This is a genomic window from Micromonospora sp. NPDC005205, assembly GCF_040608275.1.
Classification (GTDB): Bacteria; Actinomycetota; Actinomycetes; order Mycobacteriales; family Micromonosporaceae; genus Micromonospora.
Genome location: NZ_JBEXHV010000006.1, coordinates 181,223 through 197,397, shown reverse-complemented (window position 1 = coordinate 197,397; position 16,175 = coordinate 181,223). Strand labels below are relative to the sequence as shown.

Sequence of the window (16,175 nt, the reverse complement as noted above, 5' to 3'; positions counted from 1 at the left end):
CCGGTTACCCGCCCCTGACCCGCCGCTCCTCCTGGGCGGCGGCGAGGATGAGATAGCTGCTGGCGGTCCAGGTGTAGGCGCGGTCCCGCAGCCCGGTGCCGGTCTCGGCGTCGAAGTTCTCCGCGAAGCCGGACTTCTCACACAGCGCGAGGAACCGCCGACTGATGTCGTCGGCGATCCTGGTCTGCCCGGCCCGGCGCAGGCCGTCCTCGACGAGGACGGTGGAGGGCGCCCAGATCGGGCCCCGCCAGTAGCCGTCGGCGAGGTAGTGGGCCGAGTCCGTCGGCTCGGTGGCCAGACCGTGCGTGGTCAGGTGGGTCTCGACGCCGCGCGCCAGTGCGGCGGCGACCGGGGCCGGGAGGTCGGCCCCGAGCGCGACGGGCATCAGGTCGAGCAGGCTCCGGCTGGCTCGCCGGTGCCCGGTGTGAGGGTCCCGGGCGTGGAAGCGTTCGCCGTCCCACAGGTCGCGCAGCATGGCCCCGTGGATCCGGTCGGCCTCCTGCCACCAGCGGTCGGCGGGCTCACCCAGCTCGGTGGCGAGGTCGGCGAGGCAGCGAAGCTGCGAGACCAGGAACGCGGCGAGGTCGGCCGTCTCCAGGACCCGGTTCTCGTCGAAGGTGGTGGCGTTGTCCCAACCGCTGTCGTTGCCGTGCTGATAGTGCGGCAGGTCGTGGCCGGGAGCCCGCCGCGCGTCCAGCCAGAACTCGGTCCAGCGGGCGAGCCGGTCGTACGTCTGCGCCAGCGCCAGCCGACTCGGCGGCTGGGGAAGGCGTCGGCGCAGGTGACGGAGGGCCCAGCCGTGGATGGGGGGCTTCACGTAGTTGTGCAGGACCTCGGAATGGGTGACCGAGTCGGGGAGCGCGCCGGTCTCGTCCTGGTGGTCGAAGGGCAACTGGAACTGGTGCCAGGCCAGCTCCGGCTCGCCGGCCGCCAGGGCGATCGCGTTGAAGCAGTGGTCCCAGCTCCACACCTTGTCCATCCAGTGCTTGGACATCAGGACGGCCGGCCGGGTGACGAAGCCGGCCGGGGCGACAGTGGCCGACCACAGGACGTACGCGGCCAGCTCGGCGGCCGGGGTCTCCGGGCCGCGCCAGGGCGCGATCGCGTCGACGAACGCGGTGAACTCCGCGAACCGGTCGCGGCGCAACTGCTCGAAGGCGACGGATCCGGCGTACGGGCGGCGGGCGGTGGCGTACTCCTCGATCGCGATCTCCCACGGCTGGTCGCCGGAAAGGTCAAGGGAGCGGTCGGCCGTGCCGAGCGCCTGCGCACCCCGGGTCCGCAGCGGAGCGCCGGAGAGCACCGTGACCCGGTAGCGGCGACCGGTCTCGTACGAGGTGAACACATGTGATCCGTCGACCGGGTCGGCGTACAGGTAGGTGCCGCTGAAGGGGGTGAGGGTGTGCGCGGCGGCGGCCACCCGCAGGCCGAGCCGGTGGCCCCGGATCCGCAGGGTGTCCGGCCCGTCGTAGACGGCCTCGATCCGGTCGGCCCCGTTGCGCCAGGTCAGCAGTGCGGGCGTGGCGACGACAGTGGCGCCGGCGACAGTGGGGGTGAGTCGCAGCACGGGGTGCATCCCGGTCTGGTGGGAGACCAGGTGCAGGTCGTCGGCGTACGTCTTCTCGGCTACCACCGGGGAGATGTTGAACCAGGATCCGCGGTAGCTGAACGGGATGTCCTGGATTCCGAACTCCGGACCGGACGGGGCGACGGTCATGGGTGGCGGGTGCCTTTCTGTGGTGCGGGTGGTCTGTCCTGGACCGCGGCGGTTGGTCAGTCCTTGACGGCGCCGGCGGTCACGCCCATCGAGACGTACCGCTGGGCCAGGATCAGCAGGACGGCGGCGGGGATCGAGGCGACGACGGCGGTGGCCATGATGGCGTTCCACTGCTGGTTGTTGTTGCCGATGTAGTGGTAGATGCCGAGGGTGATCGGCTGGTAGTCGCCGCCTCCGGCCAGGGTCGAGGCGAAGATGAAGTCCGACCAGGACCACAGGAACGCGAAGAGCGACACAGTGACGATCGAGTTGCGGCTGACCGGCAGCACGACCGACCAGAAGGTCCGTAGCCGTCCGGCGCCGTCGACCACGGCGGCCTGGAGCAGCTCGTCGGGGATGCCGGACATGAAGGCCGTGAAGATCAGGACAGCGAACGGCACCGCGAGCGTCGTGTCGGCCAGGATCAGGCCGGGCAGCGTGTTGAGGACGCCGAGGGTGAGGTAGATGGCGTAGAAACCCATCGCCATGATGATCCCCGGGATCATCTGCGCGATCAGCAGCAGGAAACTCAGCGCCGGGCCGCCGGGTGGCCGAAGCTTCGCCAGCGCGTAGCCGGCGGGGGCCGCCAGCGCCACGGTCAGCACCACAGTGCCGAGACCGACCAGAAAGCTGATGCCGAGGTACGGCAGTTGCTGGTCGAGCACCGCCCGGTAGCCGTCCAGGGTGCCGTTGACGGGGAACAGGTGCGGGGGACTGGCCCGCATGTCCTGGTCCCGGGTGAAGGACACATTGATCATCCAGTAGACGGGGAAGAGCATCAGCCCGGTCAGCACCAGGCCGACGCCGGTCTTCCACCAGGCCCGAGGCGTCGAGGTGGTCATCGCAGCTGCTGCCTCCGCTCGATCCGGATGTAGACCAGGCCGGCGATCAGAGCCAGCACGATGAGCAGGTTCCCGATGGCCGCGCCCGGGCCGAAATCGGGCAGCAGGTTGCCGAAGCCGAGCCGGTACGACCAGGTGGCCAGCGTTGCCGAGGAGCCGGTCGGACCGCCCTTCGTCATGATCCAGATGATGTCGAAGACCTTCAGCGTGTAGATCAGCCCCAGCAGCAGCGTGATCAGGGAGACGGGACGCAGCAGCGGGAAGGTGATCCCCCAGAAACGCTGCCACCCCGTCGCGCCGTCGAGCGCGGACGCCTCGTACATCTCGGTCGGGATCGCCTGCAGGCCGCTGTAGAGCACCACCAGGTTGAACGGGATGCCGATCCAGACGTTTGCGATGATCACCGAGGTGAGTGACCAGCCCGGCGAGGTGAGCCAGTTGACCGGGTCGATCCCGACGACGCCGAGCGCCGCGTTGACCAGCCCCGAGTCGCTGTTGAGCAGCCACGACCAGGTCGACGCCGAGACGATCAGTGGCAGCAGCCACGGTACGAGGATCAGCGCCCGCAGCGTGCGCGACAGCGGGAAGTGCTGGTGGAAGAAGAGGGCCAGGGCCATGCCGATGGTGAACTGGAAGGCGAGCGAGGCCGCCGTGAAGACCACCGTGTGGGTCAGCGTCGGCCCGAAGGCCGGGTCGGTCAGGACCGTCCGGTAGTTGTCGAGGCCGGCGAAGGGCGCCCCGCCCTGCACGAACGAGCGGACTGTGTACTCGCGCAGGCTCAACTCGACATTGCGGTAGAGCGGGTAGGCGTAGAAGGCCGCCAGGTAGATCGTCACGGGTGCCAGGAAGCCCCACGCCATCCATCGGTTGGGCCGACGGGCACGGGACGGGGGAGGCCCGGATGGGGCGGCGGTCGCCGCCCCATCCTGGTCTCGTACGGCAGTGGTCTCGGTCGTGGAGGGCATGGTGTCGGTTCGGATCACTTACCTGGAGGTGGCGGCGGTCTGTGCGGCGGCCAGGGCCTCCTGTGGCGACTTCCCGCCGCTGAGGGCCGACTGCACAGCGGTCCACAGCGCCTCGGAGATCTTCGGGTACTTGGTGCCGAGGTTGTCACCCGTGCGGCCCTTGGCTGCCCGGACCGCCTCCACCCAGACCTTGAGCTTGGGGTCCGCTGTGGCCTGTCGTTCCTGCACAGCGGCGACGGGTGCGACGTAGGAGAGCGTGGTGTCCGTGGTGAGGAGGTTGTCGGCGTTGGTCAGGCAGGTCACGAGCTTCTGCGACGTCGCGTACCGGCCGGTCTTCTTCTGCACCGGAATGGAGACGAACTCACCGCCGGTGGGCGCCGGGGCCGGGCCGCCCGCGCTGGCCGGGATCGGGATCGTGCCGTACGAGAAGCCGAGCTTCTCCGCGTTGGCCAGCTGCCAGGTGCCGTTCTCGGCGAACGCGTAGTCGCCGGTGGCGAACTCCTGCCAACTCGTGGTCTGGGTGTTGTTGATGATGGAGTTCGGGGCGTGGCCCTGCTTGAGCCAGTCGGTCCAGAGCGTCAGCGCGGAAACCGCCTGCGGTGAATCCAGACTCGTCAGTTGGGCGCCCGAGCCCCAGAACCAGGGCAGGAACTGGAAGCTGCCCTCCTCGGTGCCGATCGCGGAGAAGGTGATGCCCTTCTTCCCCTTGGCCTTCACCTTGGTCAGTGCCGCGGTCAGTGAGGCCCAGTCCTTGATGGCGGCCGGATCGACGCCGGCGGCGGTGAGCAGATCCTTGTTGTAGTAGAGGGCGAGGGTGTTCGCCCCGATCGGCACCCCGTAGGTCTTGCCGTCGCTCTGGCCGGCGCCGAGCAGATTCTTCTCCATGGCCGAGACGTCGAGCTTGTTGTCGTCGGTGGTGGTGAGCGCACCGGCTTCGGCCAGGGTGGAGATGACCGGGTTGTCGACGATCAGGGCGTCCGGTGAGTTTCCCTGCTGGGCGGCGAGCAGCGCCTTGTTGGTCAGGTCGGTGGTGTCGTATCCGGTCCGCTCGACCGTCACCCCCGCGTCGGTGCCGCACTTCTTGAGCAGCGCCACCCACTCGGAGTCGTCGGTGAACTGTGGATACGGGTCCCAGACGAGGTAGGCGCCGCCGCTGTCCGCGGGGCCGTCGGCGGACGACGAGCAGGCGCTGCCCGTCACTGCGGCGAGAGCTATCACGGCGACGGCGGCCAGGCGCCGCCGACGACTGAATCCGGTCATGTGGTGCCTCACTTCAATCGATCGTCAGGTGGGGTTTGTCGGTTGATCGTCGCGGGTTGGAGCAGCCCAACCATGAGGCGAACCGATTCGACGAATCGGTTCGCCCGAAGATAGGTCTGGCCATGCCCGGGGGTCAAGGGTCAGTTGGGCGCGTCAGAGAGATCGCTGAGAAACATGGTCTTCACCGGGGCGTCACTTCATTGACATCGTTCAGTCCCCGGTCCTACGATCCGTGCGAATCGATTCGCAAGCGCTGCCCTCCGGAGAGCGTCCCCCGCGCCCCACCAAGGAGCCGCCCGTGAAAACCCCGTCCCCCGGCCGGTCACGACGAGCCCGCGTGTCCGTGGCCCGACTCGTCGTCGGCCTGCTCGCCGCCGCTGCCGCCGTCACCGTCGTCCCGTCCCCCGCCCAGGCCGCCGACGAGTCGATCAGCGTCAACTTCGCCACCACGAACGGTGCGCCGACCTACCGCGCCTCCGGCTGGATCTACGGCATGACCGAGAACGCCAGCGGTCCGGCCGACCACTTCTACCGGGACGTCAAGTTCCAGTACATGCGCGCCGGTGGCGCGCAGTTGCCGGGCAGTGGTTGGGTCGGCGGCACCTACGACCGTCGCTGGAACTCCACGCTCGCCCAGGCACGTCGCACCACAGCCCTCGGCGGGAAGTTCATCATCCTGCCGCACGACCTCTGGGGTGCCGACGGCGCCGGGATCTCCCGCTTCCCCGGTGACAACGGCAACTGGACCGACTACGACAACTTCCTGACCCGCCTGATCAGCGACGTCCGGGCGTCCGGGCTGTCGGTGCAGTGGGACATCTGGAACGAACCGAACATCACCATCTTCTGGAACCGGCCAATCTCCCAGTACCTGGAGCTGTGGCGGCGCACCTACCAGCGCATCCGGGCGGAGTTCCCCAGCCAGCTCATCGTCGGGCCGAGCTGCGCCTGCGTACCGTCGACCAACCACACCTTCTGGAACCAGTACCTCGACTTCGTCCGCTCGACGAACACGGTGCCGGACATCATCAGCTGGCACTCGCTGCCCGGTGACCCGGTCGCCAACGTCGCCGCCGCCAACGCCACCCTCGACCCGCGCGGCATCGCCCACCCCCGCCCGTACCAGATCAACGAGTACGGCGCGCCCGACGAGCAGAACCCGGCCGACGGCGCCTGGTACATCGCGCGCCTGGAACGGGCCCGGGCCGACGGCCTGCGGGCGAACTGGGCCAGCGGCGGCAGCCTGCACAACGACCTCGGCAACCTGCTGATCCGTAACTCGGCCGGGCAGCACCAGCCCAAGGGGGAGTGGTGGAACTACCGCTACTACGCCTCCCAGGTCGGGGAGATCGTCGCGGTGACCCCCAGCCAGTCGTACGACGCGTACGCCACGAAGACGGCCGGAGTGGCGAAGGTGCTGGTCGGCGCTGGTCGTACCACCGGGAACCTGACCGTCAACCTGCAACGCCTGGACACCACCAGCGGCATCGTGCAGAACAACCAGGTCCGGGTCGTCACCCAACGCATCCCGCACAACGGTGGCGGTGCCGTGGCGGGTCCGGTCACTGTCTCGAACAGCGTGGTCGGGGTGTCCAACAACAACGCCACGGTGACCGTGCCGTACACCAACCAGACCGACACGTACACCGTCACGCTGCTGCCCCCCTCGGACGGTGGCTTCCAGTCAGTGGCGGTGGCCCAGCACTCGCAGCAGTGTTTGAACAACGCCGGGCTGAGCACCGCCGACGGCAACGTCCAACAGCAGAACTACTGCGACGGCGGTGACCAGCAGCTCTGGAACTTCGTCCCGGTCGCTGGCGTGGCCAACACCTACACCGTGGTCAACCAGCAGAGTGGCAAGTGCCTCGACGTCAGCGGTGTGTCCACCGCCGACGGCGCGGCGGTGCACCAGTGGACCTGCCTCAACAGTTCCAACCAGCAGTTTGCTCTGCGCAAGGTGACCTACTCGGGTAACGACTCGCACGACTACCAACTCGTCGCCCGGCACAGTGGCAAGTGCGTCGATGTCAACGCGGTCTCCACGGCGGCCGGCGCGCTGGTCCACCAGTGGACCTGCAGGGCGGTGAACCAGGGCAGCCCGTTGAACCAGACCTGGCGGCTCCTGGGGCGGTAGTCGTCCCGGGGGCAGGTGACGCGCTGGCTGTCGGCCCTGGCAGTCAGCGCGTCACCGGACATCACATTCATTGACATGAATTAAACAAAGGTCCTACCATTCGCAGCGATTCGCCATCGCCACCACCCACCCGTGGCGCGTCGACGATCTCCCGCGCTTCCACGACTCCGAGGAGCCACCTCGTGCGAACCCCGTCCCGCAGTGGGTCAGGAACAGCCCGCGACCTCATCCCGAAACGCCAACGCGTCCGACGTCTGACCCTCCTGGCCGGTGCGCTGGCCGGGGTGCTCGTCGTCGTCGGCATCGGCGTCGGCGCCACCCCCGCCAGTTCGCCCTTCGCCGCCAGGGCCGCCGCGGCGGCCACCATCCCGCCCGGGCAGAGCACCCCCATCGTCGGCACGCCGTCCGGCCGCTGCCTCGAAGTGCCCAACTCCAGCACCACGAACGGCACCCAGACACAACTCTGGGACTGCAACGGCGCCGCCGGCCAGACCTGGACGTGGACGTCGAGCAAGCAGATCCAGGTGTACGGCAACAAGTGCCTGGACGCCTCCGGCCGAGGCACCACCAACGGCACCCAGGCGATCATCTGGGACTGCAACGGTCAGAACAACCAGCAGTGGAACGTCAACAGCAACGGCACCATCACCGGCGTGCAGTCCGGGCTGTGCCTCGACGCCAACGCCGCCGGCACCGCCAACGGCACCAAGATCATCCTCTGGGCCTGCAACGGCGGCGCCAACCAGCAGTGGGCCTCGCCGACCACCACGACCCCGCCGCCGACCAACCCACCGACCGGCGCGCGCCCGTGCGACATCTACGCCTCCGGCGGCACCCCGTGCATCGCGGCGCACAGCACCACGCGGGCGCTCTACGAGGCGTACGCCGGCAACCTCTACCAGGTCCGACGCTCGTCGGACAACACGACCCGCAACATCGGGCTCACGGGCACCGGCGGCACCGCCAACGCGGCGACGCAGGACTCGTTCTGCACCGGCACGACCTGCGTGATCACAGTGGTCTTCGACCAGTCCGGGCGCGGCAACGACCTCTGGTACCAGGGGTCGAGCGTCGTTCCGGGCTCCCCGCAGAGCAAGCCGGCGATCGCCACCTCGGAGTCGCTGACCGTGGGTGGCGCGAAGGCGTACTCGCTCTACATCAACCCGGGCAACAGCTACTGGCGCGACGGGCACCTCACCGGAGTGCCGACCGGCGCGGCGCCCGAGGGCATGTACATGGTCACCAGCGGCACCCACGTCAACAGCGGATGCTGCTTCGACTACGGCAACAGTGAGACCACCCGCAAGGCCGACGCCGCCGGGGCGATGGACGCCATCAACTTCAGCAAGCAGTGCTGGTTCGGCGGCTGCTCGGGCAGTGGCCCGTGGGTGCAGGCGGACCTGGAGTGGGGTCTCTTCCCGGGCGGCAGCAGCTCCTGGAACCCGAACCAACGCTCGTTCGCCAGCAAGTTCGTCACCGCGACGCTGAAGAACAACGGCACCACCCGCTTCGCCATCAAGGGCAGCGACGCGCAGGCCGGCAGCCTCTACACGCTGTACGACGGCTCGCTCCCGCCCGGATACAGCCCGATGAAGAAGCAGGGCGCGATCATCCTGGGCAGCGGTGGTGACTGCTGCAAGCCCGACGGCGGTGCCAACCTGAGCGCCGGCACCTTCTACGAGGGGGCGATGGTCGCCGGCTATCCGTCCGACGCGGTCGAGAACGCCGTGCAGGCCAGCGTGGTGACCGCCGGTTACCGCTGATCCTGACCACGCGGTACGAGTCGTGCGCCGGTCACCACCTCGTGGTGACCGGCGCACGGTCGCGTGGACGTCGACCTGGTCTCAGGCGACGGTGCAGGCCGCGCCGTTGAGGGTGAACGAGGACGGTCGGGCGTTGTTACCGCTGTGGTTGGCCTGGAAGCCGAAGCTCACCGAGCCGTTGGCGGGGATGCCGCCGTTGTAGGCGACGTTGCGGGCTGTCACCTGCCCCGAGTTGGGCGAGTAGGTGGCGTTCCAGCCTGAGGTGATGGTCTGACCGCTGGGCAGGGTGAAGACCACGGACCAGCCGTTGACGGCGCTGGTGCTGGTGTTCGTGACGGTGATGTTCTCGGTCAGACCGGTGTTCCAGGCGTTGATGGCGACCGTCACCCGGCAGGCGCCGGAGGCCGGCGGCGGCGTGGTCGGGGGCGGGGTGGTGGGCGGCGGGGTGGTCGGGGGCGGGGTGGTCGGGGGCGGGGTCGTGGTGTTTGTCAGTCCGAAGAACGCGATGGCGGACGCGGCCATCCCTCCGGAGGGCAGGCTGTGCCCGGCACCCTGGATGCTGTACGCCTCGACCTGGACGGTGCCGCTGCTGTCGGCGTACCGGCGCCGGTTCCAGTTGGCCTGGGGCGTGTCGGTGGAGGTGGGTGTCTGGCTCAGCCCGAACACGTTGGTCCACTGCTCGATCGTCTCCTGCAACAGCGAGTACGGCACGAGCGTGTCGCTGGTGCCGTGCCACAGCTGCACCCGCGGCCGTGGCCCCGAGTAGCCGGGGTATGCCTGGCGCACCGCGTCACCCCACTGCTGGGGAGTCCGGTTCATGTTCCCGCCGGTGCACTGGCTGCTGCCGGGCGGGTAGTCCGCCGCGTTGGCGAAGCAGTTGTACGGCACGCCCATGAACGCGGCGCCGGCCTTGAACACGTCGGGATAGAGGGCCAGCATGTGGTTCGTCATCATGCCGCCGGATGAGCTGCCGGTGGCGTAGACCCGCTCCGGGTCGGCCGAGTACTGCTGTTGCACGTACCGGATCATGCTGATGATCGACACCGGGTCGCTGCCCCCACCACGCCGCTTGGCGGCGTCCGACCAGGTGTCGAAGCAGTTGCCGAAGCCGGCCTGCTGGGTCGCGGACGGGTAGATCACGATGTATCCGTACCGGTCGGCCTGGCTGGCGAACTCGCTTCCGGAGTAGAACCCGGGGCCGGACCCGCCGCAGCCGTGCATCGCCACCACGACCGCCGGCCGGGCGGGGCGGTTGTCCGGCACGTAGACGTGCATGCGCATCCGGCCCGGGTTGTCGCCGAAGCTGGTCACCTCGGTCAGTGACGCCGCGTACGCGGGCCCGACCGTGGGGGCCACCAGGCCGGCCGCGACCAGTGACGCGGCCAGCGTGAGTAGCAGTTTCCTTCTGATTTTCACCGCACGACTCCTTCGATTGCCTGTGCAGGCTGGATTGGTCGTGCGATCCGGTTGCGGGTCTGCCCGACTCCCGCGGTGATCGCACGTTGCCCGCTACCTGTGGTTCGCCCAGCCCGGCTTCGGATGGCGTCGCGTGGCAATTAGTGTTCCCCCCGGACCAACAAGTGTCAATCGAGAAATCTCGATTTGTGGTGGGTCACGCCCGTCCGTCTACAGTCGTCATACCGTCCCCGAGGAGCACGGAGCGCCTGTGGCAAGCCTCTTCGACATCGACGAGATCTATCCGGACGACGGCGACCGCCCACTCCGGCTGCCCCGCCGGCAGGTCGGCAACTCACCGCAGGGCGTCGCGGTGACCCTGTTGGCCGACTACACGCTGCGGACCCGGGTCGCCCTGCCGTCCGCCGCCATCGTCGCGTTGCTCGCCGAGACCGGCGTGACGACGGCCGGAGCGCGGACCGCGATCAGCCGGTTGGCCCGCCGTGGCGTGTTGGAGGGCAGTCGACTGGGGCGACGCAGCTCCTACCGGCTCAGCCGCGCAGCCGCCGCCAATCTCTCCGCCGGAGGGCACTGGATTCTCGCCTCCACCACCTCGACGGGCCGGTGGGACGGTAGCTGGACGATCGTCGCCTTCTCGCTGCCGCAGGACCGCAGTACGCAGCGCCGGGCGCTGCGGGCGCAACTTCGGTGGCTCGGTTACGCGCCGCTGTACGACGGGCTGTGGATCTCGCCGCAGAAGCTGACCCCCGCGGCTCGGGCCCAGCTCGACCAGCTCACCCTCGGCGCGGTAACGGTGTTTCGTGGGCGGCAGACCGCGCTCGCCTCGACCATTCACCGTGCGCCGATCGAGGCCTGGGACATCGAGGCGATCAGCCGGAGCTACGACGCGTTCCTGCGTCGTTGGACGCCACTGTTGCCCGCCGTGGCGTCCGGGCAGGTCGACGGTGCCGCGGCGGTGCGGGCCCGGACCGAGGTCATGGACACCTTCCGACGTTTCCCCGTCCTCGACCCGCAGCTGCCGGTGGAACTCCTTCCACGGGAGTGGCTCAGGCAGCCGGCGCGGGAGCTGTTCGAGGCCGTCTACGACGGCCTCGCCGCACCCGCCGAACGACACGTCCGGGCGGTCGTCGAGCGGTTCGCCGACGCCGCGCAGCCCGGCATCGAGGCGCACACCACCGCCGACCTCGTCGCCGGCATACGCGCCGATGCCGACCCGGCGCAGCCGTCTGCGAGTGCCACGGCCACCGGGTGTTCGTGAGCCGTTGGGCAGTTGCTGTCGGGTGACGACTGTGAGCGATAACAGGATTGCCCTCTGAAGCGGTCTCCTTGGCTCGGTGGTGAGACTCGTCCGCTGGTCGCGCGGCGGTTGAGCACTGTCACCCAGGGCGTTTGGTACCGGGCGAAACGCGGCGTTCCGGGAGATCGGCGTGAACGGCCCGTTACGTCTTGACGAACGGCATGTTATCGCTCACTCTCGATATAGAGGACGATCGCTGTCTCGGCTCACCGGGCGAGCCGTACCGATCGGCCCACCGATCACGACGTCCGCAAGGGCATGCGGACGTCACCTCGGGACCCGGCAGGCGCCGGCGACAGCCCTCTCGGACTGTGCGTGCTGATGCCGGGCGGCCAGGAGGACCGCCCCGATCAGCTGTTCCGAGCGAAGTGGCACATCACCACCACCGATGCAACCACTGAAAAGGAACGCCATGAAACCCATGAGAACGATGCTGGCGGCGGCGACCATGGCCGTCGCCCTCACCACCGGTATGACGGTGGCGCTGACCCCCGCATCCGGTGCCGGCACGACCCTGAAGGCGGCCGCCGCCGAGAAGGGCCGCTACTTCGGCGCGGCTGTCGCCGTCGGCAAGCTGTCGACCAGCGCATACACGACGATTTTGAACCGTGAGTTCAACAGTGTCGTGGCCGAGAACGAGATGAAGTGGAGCTCCACCGAGCCGCAGCAGGGCACCTTCACCTACTCCAGTGGTGACCGCCTGGTCAGTCACGCGCAGGCCAACGGCATGAGCGTGCGGGGTCACACCCTGTTGTGGCACGCGCAGCAGCCGGGCTGGGCGCAGGGCATGTCGGGCAGCGCGTTGCGCAACGCGATGATCAACCACGTCACCCAGGTCGCCACGCACTACCGGGGGAAGATCTACGCCTGGGACGTGGTGAACGAGGCGTTCGCCGACGGTGGTTCGGGTGGGCGGCGTGACTCCAACATGCAGCGCACCGGCAACGACTGGATCGAGGCGGCCTTCCGGGCGGCGCGGGCGGCGGATCCGGGTGCGAAGTTGTGTTACAACGACTACAACACCGACGGGGTCAACGCGAAGTCGACCGGCATCTACAACATGGTGCGGGACTTCAAGTCCCGTGGCGTGCCGATCGACTGCGTGGGTTTCCAGTCGCACCTGGGCACCTCGCTGGCCGGTGACTACCAGGCCAACCTCCAGCGGTTCGCCGACCTCGGCGTGGACGTCCAGATCACCGAGCTGGACGTGATGACCGGCGGCAACCAGGCCAACATCTACGGCGCTGTCACGCGCGCCTGCCTGGCCGTCTCGCGCTGCACCGGCATCACCACCTGGGGTGTACGGGACTGTGACTCGTGGCGTGGCTCGGACAACGCGCTGCTGTTCGACTGCAACGGCAACAAGAAGGCCGCGTACACCGCCGTCCTGGACGCCCTCAACGGCGGCTCGACCCCGCCCACCACGCCCCCGCCGGGCTCCGGCGTGGACACCAGCGCCTGGTACGTGTTGTTGAACCGCAACAGCGGCAAGGCGCTGGACGTGTACGCCTCGGCCACCAACGACGGGGCGCGGATCAGCCAGTGGACGCGCAACAACGGCGTCAACCAGCAGTGGCAGTTCGTCGACTCGGGCAGTGGCTACTACCGGGTGAAGTCCCGCAACTCCAGCAAGGTGCTCGACGTCAGCGGCTTCTCCACCGCTGACGGCGGCGCGATCGTGCAGTGGTCCGACCTCAACGGGACGAACCAGCAGTTCCGACTCGCGAACTCGGCCGACGGCTACGTACGTCTGATCAACCGCAACAGCAACAAGGCGGTCGAGGTGCAGGGTTCTTCCACCGCCGACGGCGGAAACATCGTCCAGTACGCCGACTGGGGCGGCAACAACCAGCAGTGGCAACTGGTCCGGATCGGCTGACGACCGGCGCCATCGACCGGGGGAGCGGGAGCTGCCGGCTGCTCGGGATCCGGCCGGCGCCCGCCCCCGGCGAGGTGTGACGAGTGGCGGCCCGCCCCATCCGGGGGCGGGCCGCCGTAACCGTCAGGTCGCCGCTTGGCATGATCGCGCAGATCGATGGCAATCGTTTGACGTATGACGTATCACCCGCTAATTTTCACCCCGCGGGTCACCCGGCCACCGGGAGCCAGGACGTCGTACCGCGCAGTTCGGCGCGGCCTGCCACGAAGCCCGGATCGTGGCATCGCCATCGACGTGCGCCGTTGCCCGCGGGTTCCCCGCACACAACACCCCAGACGTGCTGACGCCACCACCAGGACGCCGGTACGCACGCCACGGCACGCGCGGGCGCTCCCGCTCGTGGGTGACCCCGATCGAAGGAGTGGACCATGAAAGCCCTCGTAGAGGCTCGTCCCGCCTCTCGGCACAGATCTCGCTGGCGTTCAGGGTTGGCCGCGGCGGCGGCCGCGGCCATGGCAGCCAGCGCACTCGTCGCGGTCAACGCGGCGCCCGCGGCGGCAGCCACAGTGGACACCAACGCCTCCTACGTGCTGGTGAACCGCAACAGCGGCAAGGCGCTGGACCTTTACGCCTCGGCCACCAACGACGGGGCGCGGATCAGCCAGTGGACGCGCAACAACGGCCTCAACCAGCAGTGGCAGTTCGTGGACTCCGGGGGTGGCTACTACCGGATCAAGTCGCGGCTCTCGGGCAAGGTGCTCGACGTCAGTGGTTTCTCCACCGCTGACGGCGGCGCGATCGTGCAGTGGTCCGACCTCAACGGGACGAACCAGCAGTTCCGGCTGGCCGACTCGGACGGCGGCTACGTTCGGCTGATCAACCGCAACAGCAACAAGGCGGTCGAGGTGCAGGGCTCTTCCACCGCCGACGGCGGAAACATCGTCCAGTACGCCGACTGGGGCGGCACCAACCAGCAGTGGCAACTCGTCGCCGTCGGCGGTGGCACCACCCCTCCACCCACGGGTGGTAGCGGGTGCGGCAAGGCACCGACGCTGGCCAGCGGCACGCACACGATCCAGAGCAACGGCAAGAGCCGGACCTTCATCCTCCGGGTGCCCGCCAACTACAACAACAGCAACCCCTATCGGCTGATCTTCGCCTTCCACTGGCGGGGCGGCACCATGCAGGAGATCTCCTCCGGCGGCACCAGCGGGACCGCCTGGTCCTACTACGGGCAGCAGGAGCAGTCGAACAACAGCGCCATCCTGGTGGCGCCCCAGGGGTTCGGCAACGGCTGGGGCAACTCCGGCGGTGAGGACATCACCTTCGTCGACGACATGATCAGCCGGATCGAGAGCAGCCTCTGCGTCAACCCGAGGCAGCGGTTCGCGCTCGGCTTCAGTTGGGGTGGCGGCATGAGCTACGCCGTCGCCTGCGCCCGAGCCAACGTCTTCCGGGCAGTCGCGGTCATCTCCGGCGCGCAGATCAGCGGGTGCAGCGGCGGTACGCAGCCGATCGCGTACTTCGGGCTGCACGGCATCACTGACAACGTCCTGAACATCTCCCAGGGCAGGGCGCTGCGCGACACCTTCGTTCGTAACAACGGTTGCACCGCGCAGAGCCCGCGCGAGCCGGCCGGCGGCAGCCGCACCCACATCACCACCGTCTACTCCGGCTGCAGGTCCGGGTACCCGGTGCAGTGGGCCGCGTACGACAACGGCCACATGCCCGGCCCGGTGGACGGCACCTACGCCGAGAGTGGCATCACGACCTGGACCAAGGGTGAGATCTGGAGGTTCTTCGCCCAGTTCTCGTGACTCTTGTCGGCCTCAGCTGGCGGCGCCTGCTCCCGTTCCTCGGGGGCGGGCGCCGTCCGTTGCCCGTGACGATCAGCGTTCGAGGCGGTCGGGGCTCCCCGAGCCACTGCGGCGGACCAGCCAGGCCTCGGTGATGTGGGTGAACATCGCCTCGGCGGCGCCGTTGGAGTCGTGGGCGGCGATGCGCTCGTAGATGCGTCGGTGACCCTGGTTGGACGCCACGCACAGCGCCCGCTCGGTCCGGCCCATGTAGCGGGCGGTGTTGATGACCTGGCTCTCCAGCGCGCGTACGACGCCCCGAGCGATGCGGTTGCCGGATGCCTGCATGATCGTGTCGTGGAAGGCCCGGTCGTGGTCGTGGTAGGTGACGTGGTCGTCGACGAGTTCGTCCATCCGGTCCACCAGGGCCCGCAGTCGATCGACGGTCTCGGCGTCGGCGTGGCGGGCGGCGACGTTCGCCATGTCGGACTCCAGCACCCGCCGGGTGACGACCAGGTCATCAAGGATGGCGAGGCTGTCGTCCACCGCGATGGTCGCCGCGAGGACCAGCTCGTCGAGCATGTCCCAGTGTGCCGGTGGGGTCACCATGGTGCCGGCGCCCTGGCGAACCTGCACCAGCCCCTTCTCCTGAAGGATCTTCACTGCTTCCCGGACGACGGTCCGGCTCACGCCGAAGGTCTCGCAGAGGATCGGCTCGGGGGGTAGGGACGACCCGGACGGGTGTACGCCGAGGACAATGCGCTCCACCAGTTCGGCGGTGACCGCCCTGGCGAGGTTGGTCGGCCGACGCACCCATGCCGGGGTCCCCGGGCTGTTCAGGGCCGTTTCCTGCGGTGGCGTCATGTCCCCCTCCGATGGCTCGCCGTGGCACGACGTCCGGATCAGTGTACGGCCGACCGTTGACGTAACACGTCATACGAGTTACCTTCCGGTCAACATTTGGCTAGCGGGGCACCCGCCGGCCACCCCCCATATAGAGGTGACAACTGATGAGACAGCGCGCAATATGGTCGGCCGTCCTCGTTGTGGGCCTGGCCCTGGCCGGT

11 protein-coding genes are annotated in these 16,175 nt (G+C 68.7%); 5 read left to right on the top strand and 6 right to left on the bottom strand.

Annotated elements, in window-relative coordinates; translation table 11 throughout:
* Positions 1 to 4 precede the first annotated feature (4 nt).
* From ABZU43_RS14200 to ABZU43_RS14185, 4 genes are all read right to left on the bottom strand, one after another.
* The gene (locus ABZU43_RS14200; RefSeq protein WP_355006943.1) at positions 5 to 1,717 is read right to left on the bottom strand and encodes a trehalase family glycosidase; all 1,713 of its coding nucleotides are present in this window, start codon (positions 1,715 to 1,717) and stop codon (positions 5 to 7) included.
* Positions 1,718 to 1,773: 56 nt separating this feature from the next.
* Positions 1,774 to 2,598: a carbohydrate ABC transporter permease gene (locus ABZU43_RS14195; protein ID WP_355006942.1), complete on the bottom strand. Its 825-nt coding sequence runs from the start codon at positions 2,596 to 2,598 to the stop codon at positions 1,774 to 1,776.
* A complete protein-coding gene (locus ABZU43_RS14190) occupies positions 2,595 to 3,434 on the bottom strand; it encodes a sugar ABC transporter permease (RefSeq protein ID WP_355006941.1) in 840 nt (279 codons plus the stop codon). Before ABZU43_RS14190 ends, ABZU43_RS14195 begins: the two co-directional genes overlap by 4 nt.
* A 147-nt stretch (positions 3,435 to 3,581) precedes the next feature.
* Entirely contained in the window at positions 3,582 to 4,823 is a 1,242-nt protein-coding gene (locus ABZU43_RS14185; RefSeq protein ID WP_355006940.1) for an extracellular solute-binding protein, read from the bottom strand.
* Between the two features lie 337 nt (positions 4,824 to 5,160).
* Here ABZU43_RS14185 and ABZU43_RS14180 point away from each other — a divergent pair, with 337 nt between their 5' ends.
* Positions 5,161 to 6,957, top strand: coding sequence for an RICIN domain-containing protein (locus ABZU43_RS14180; RefSeq protein WP_355006939.1), 1,797 nt, complete (start codon positions 5,161 to 5,163; stop codon positions 6,955 to 6,957).
* Between the two features lie 182 nt (positions 6,958 to 7,139).
* Complete coding sequence (locus tag ABZU43_RS14175; protein WP_355006938.1) at positions 7,140 to 8,720, top strand: arabinofuranosidase catalytic domain-containing protein; 1,581 nt, start codon at positions 7,140 to 7,142, stop codon at positions 8,718 to 8,720.
* A gap of 81 nt (positions 8,721 to 8,801) precedes the next feature.
* Here the strand turns inward: ABZU43_RS14175 and ABZU43_RS14170 are convergent, their stop codons facing one another.
* Positions 8,802 to 10,136 (bottom strand): PHB depolymerase family esterase, encoded by a 1,335-nt coding sequence (locus ABZU43_RS14170; protein ID WP_355006937.1) that lies wholly within the window; start codon positions 10,134 to 10,136, stop codon positions 8,802 to 8,804.
* A gap of 250 nt (positions 10,137 to 10,386) precedes the next feature.
* Here ABZU43_RS14170 and ABZU43_RS14165 point away from each other — a divergent pair, with 250 nt between their 5' ends.
* The 3 genes from ABZU43_RS14165 (at position 10,387) to ABZU43_RS14155 (ending at position 15,129) form a co-directional block, all read left to right on the top strand.
* Positions 10,387 to 11,394 (top strand): PaaX family transcriptional regulator C-terminal domain-containing protein, encoded by a 1,008-nt coding sequence (locus ABZU43_RS14165; RefSeq protein WP_355006936.1) that lies wholly within the window; start codon positions 10,387 to 10,389, stop codon positions 11,392 to 11,394.
* Positions 11,395 to 11,845: 451 nt separating this feature from the next.
* Positions 11,846 to 13,312 carry an endo-1,4-beta-xylanase gene (locus ABZU43_RS14160; protein ID WP_355006935.1) on the top strand — a complete coding sequence of 489 codons (1,467 nt, stop codon included), beginning with the start codon at positions 11,846 to 11,848 and terminating at the stop codon, positions 13,310 to 13,312.
* 428 nt (positions 13,313 to 13,740) lie between these two features.
* A complete protein-coding gene (locus ABZU43_RS14155) occupies positions 13,741 to 15,129 on the top strand; it encodes an RICIN domain-containing protein (RefSeq protein ID WP_355006934.1) in 1,389 nt (462 codons plus the stop codon).
* 72 nt (positions 15,130 to 15,201) lie between these two features.
* Here ABZU43_RS14155 and ABZU43_RS14150 read toward each other — a convergent pair whose 3' ends face one another.
* Positions 15,202 to 15,972, bottom strand: a complete 771-nt coding sequence (locus tag ABZU43_RS14150; protein ID WP_355006933.1) for a FadR/GntR family transcriptional regulator — start codon at positions 15,970 to 15,972, stop codon at positions 15,202 to 15,204.
* Positions 15,973 to 16,175 lie beyond the last annotated feature (203 nt).

Coding starts and splice junctions, on each gene's coding strand:
- ABZU43_RS14185 (WP_355006940.1), bottom strand. CDS start 4,823: ATGACCGGATTCAGTCGTCGGCGGCGCCTGGCCGCCGTCGCCGTGATA.
- ABZU43_RS14160 (WP_355006935.1), top strand. CDS start 11,846: ATGAAACCCATGAGAACGATGCTGGCGGCGGCGACCATGGCCGTCGCC.
- ABZU43_RS14195 (WP_355006942.1), bottom strand. CDS start 2,598: ATGACCACCTCGACGCCTCGGGCCTGGTGGAAGACCGGCGTCGGCCTG.
- ABZU43_RS14150 (WP_355006933.1), bottom strand. CDS start 15,972: ATGACGCCACCGCAGGAAACGGCCCTGAACAGCCCGGGGACCCCGGCA.
- ABZU43_RS14200 (WP_355006943.1), bottom strand. CDS start 1,717: ATGACCGTCGCCCCGTCCGGTCCGGAGTTCGGAATCCAGGACATCCCG.
- ABZU43_RS14155 (WP_355006934.1), top strand. CDS start 13,741: ATGAAAGCCCTCGTAGAGGCTCGTCCCGCCTCTCGGCACAGATCTCGC.